The sequence below is a fragment of the Streptomyces sp. NPDC005799 genome (genome assembly GCF_040630525.1).
In the GTDB taxonomy this organism is placed as follows: Bacteria; Actinomycetota; Actinomycetes; order Streptomycetales; family Streptomycetaceae; genus Streptomyces; species Streptomyces griseorubiginosus_B.
This window is the reverse complement of the sequence record NZ_JBEXXQ010000187.1, coordinates 1-2,147: the sequence shown is the minus strand read 5'-3', so window position 1 is coordinate 2,147 and position 2,147 is coordinate 1. Positions and strand designations below refer to the sequence as shown.

The 2,147-nt window shown below is 62.7% G+C and carries 2 protein-coding genes and 2 pseudogenes; 2 read left to right on the top strand and 2 right to left on the bottom strand.

The genetic code is table 11. The annotated features are described in order from the left end of the window. A pseudogene (locus ABZ453_RS51105) lies at positions 1-210 on the bottom strand (hypothetical protein); the annotation flags it as partial. Between the two features lie 29 nt (positions 211-239). On the opposite strand from ABZ453_RS51105, the gene ABZ453_RS51100 reads away from it, so the two are divergent. Both ABZ453_RS51100 and ABZ453_RS51095 read left to right on the top strand, forming a co-directional pair. Beyond that, complete coding sequence (locus ABZ453_RS51100) at positions 240-1,190, top strand: IS110 family transposase (RefSeq protein ID WP_359026913.1); 951 nt, start codon at positions 240-242, stop codon at positions 1,188-1,190. Between the two features lie 232 nt (positions 1,191-1,422). Continuing rightward, a complete protein-coding gene (locus ABZ453_RS51095; protein ID WP_359026915.1) occupies positions 1,423-1,812 on the top strand; it encodes a hypothetical protein in 390 nt (129 codons plus the stop codon). A 123-nt stretch (positions 1,813-1,935) separates the two neighbouring features. On the opposite strand, the pseudogene ABZ453_RS51090 reads toward ABZ453_RS51095, so the two are convergent. Beyond that, a pseudogene (locus ABZ453_RS51090) lies at positions 1,936-2,115 on the bottom strand (transposase); the annotation flags it as partial. Positions 2,116-2,147 lie beyond the last annotated feature (32 nt).

Sequence of the window (2,147 nt, the reverse complement as noted above, 5' to 3'; positions counted from 1 at the left end):
CGAGATCGGCGTTCCGGCGACGGCGACGCTCCTGCCGATCGTTGCCGTCAACCAGGGCAAAGACTGAGCTACTTGACAAATCAGATTCCACAGAATGCGGGCCAGTACGACAAAACCTTGCTGTCCGTCAGAGCGGCGTACGACCTCGACGCGCACTCCGTGGCGGGCGAACGCCTTCGCCAGCGCCTGGTAGGCGCTGTCGACCCACACCAGCTTCAGCAGCCGGCCCGACAGGGGCCATGCTGGACACCCGTAGCTTCCCGACCACCCAGGAGGGCTACCGGCAACTCCTGGCCTGGGCACGGGCCTTCGGGCGGCTCCAGCGGGCCGGCGTCGAGTGCACCGGCTCCTACGGCGCGGCGCTGACACGCTACCTGCACAGCGAAGGCATCACTGTCATCGAGGTCAACCAGCCGGACAAGGCCACCCGCCGCTGGCGCGGCAAGACCGACGCGATCGACGCGGCAGCTGCCGCCCAAGCGGTGCTGTCCGGCCGGGCCACTGCCAACGCCAAGACCAGCGACGGGCCGGTGGAGGCCATCCGGATGTTCAAGATGGCCAAGGGCTCCGCGATCAAGTCGCGCTCGCAGGCAATCAACCAGCTCAAGGCCGTCCTGGTGTCCGCGGATCCTGCTCTGCGCGAGTCACTGACCGGGCTGAGCAACCCCAAGCTCATCCGCCGGTGCTCCGAGTTGGAGGCCGTGGAGGGGATCGGCCCGGCAGCGGCGGCCCGGCACACACTCCGGCTGCTGGCCCGACGGATCCAGCATCTCAGCGAAGAGATCAACGACCTCACCGCGCGGATCACCACCGCTATCGCCGCCCGTGCACCGAGAATCCTGGAGCACTACGGCGTCGGCCCGGACACCGCTGCCGCGTTGCTGATAGCGGCCGGTGACAACCCACAACGGATGGGCAGCGAAGCGTCCTTCGCCGCGCTCTGCGGCGTCAGCCCGGTGGAGGCATGCTCCGGCAAGACCCAACGCCGCAGGCTCAACCGCGGCGGCGACCGCCAGGCCAACTCCGCGCTCTACACCATCGTCCTGGCCCGCCTGCGCTGGGACACCCGCACGCGCGACTACGTGGAGCGACGCATCAGTGAAGGCAAGACCCGCCGAGAAGCCATCCGGTGCCTGAAACGGTACATCGCACGAGAGATCTACCAGACGATCACCCGCGAACCGCGGTGACACCAGCACCAGCCGCTTGACATCCATAGGGGCATCAGCCGGGCCACCGGCCTGCCCACCCGAGAAATCTCTGCCCTGAACGAGCCGAAAGGGTCCGTCAGCAAGCTGACGGACCCTCATGAAAGATCGAGGCTAACGAACTACCGGTAGGCAAACACATTCCTCGTCGAGTTGAGTATGCTGGGGTATTTTGCCTCTACCGTCACCGCAATCACTGCGGTATAAATAAAAAATGTCACACTTCAAGAAAATGGCACTCGCGGCTGCGTTTACCTCGTGCACCGCCATCGCGCTCTCTATTTCCGGCTCAAGCCACACAGCAAATGCGGCGTCGACGAATAGCGTTCGATTGGAGCTTTGCAATCAAGGGCTCAAGTGGCAGGATCTAACCATTTCTGGGTTTAATCAAAACGGCCAAAAAGTGGCGAGCAGGGACTATGCTATTATTGGCAGGTCCTGGAAGGGCGTCGACTGCAAAAAAGCGTCCGACTATTGGTGGAAAACGGGTCAAGTAATTGACCTCAACTACCATACGCCTGACGGAGTGATCACTAACCATGCAGAAATTCCCCTCAGTGCCGCAGATGGTAGTTATTATACCGTCTTGATTGGCAATGATTAACCTCGATTCGTCAGCGGGATTTGGTCGTTGATCGGCTCGGCAGTTCGCCCGTAATTTCCTCAGAGCGGTGTGGAGGTGCCGACGGGCTCGGTGAGTCGTGACACAGTGTGTGCGTAGCCGCTGGTTCGTGGCGTTGCGGAACCCGAAGGCTGCGCGGGTGACGAGCTTGATCACGCGGTTGATGCCCTCGCTTTGGGCGTTGCTGTGTCCGGTGTCGATGAATGCGGCGATCTCGTTCCACCAGCGGTCCACGGTGGTGGCGAGGGTACGCACTTGCGGGATGGCGGCGTCCGCGCACCAGATGAGGAACTTGTAGCGGGCATGGCGGATGCGGT